General features: G+C 37.2%; 1 pseudogene. It reads right to left on the bottom strand.

The window, feature by feature from the left end:
* Positions 1-44 precede the first annotated feature (44 nt).
* Positions 45-395, bottom strand: a pseudogene (gene istB, locus Q4550_RS23255) (IS21-like element IS643 family helper ATPase IstB); the annotation flags it as partial.

Genomic DNA, 395 nt, shown 5'->3' with positions numbered 1-395 from the left:
TGTAGACGTCAAGTTGAATTTTACACTTTCTGCTCGTTTCCTTTTTACACTTCTGCTGAAAAAATGCTTTTCCGATTCTTCATACGATGACTTTCCTCATTTTCTCCGCCGTGGATAACTTCAACACGATGAAGTAAACGATCCAAAATGGCTGTTGTTATGCCCTGATCCCCAATTAAATGCCCCCACTCATCAGGACTTTTATTTGATGTAAGGATGATCGAACTTCGTTCGTATAAATGATTAATAAGATGAAAGAATAAGTTTGCTTCTCTTTGATCCATTGCCATATACATCAAATCATCAATAATCACCAGGTCAGCACTTCTAAGGCGTTTGAGTTGTACCTTTGATTTGTTTAGGTATTCTTCAGTCTTTAAGAGTTGTACAAGCTC

Source organism: Anaerobacillus sp. 1_MG-2023 (assembly GCF_030547345.1).
Taxonomy (GTDB): domain Bacteria; phylum Bacillota; class Bacilli; order Bacillales; family Guptibacillaceae; genus Guptibacillus; species Guptibacillus hwajinpoensis_B.
Note: the sequence above shows the minus strand (reverse complement) of the source record. Positions and strands in the feature narration are given on the sequence as shown.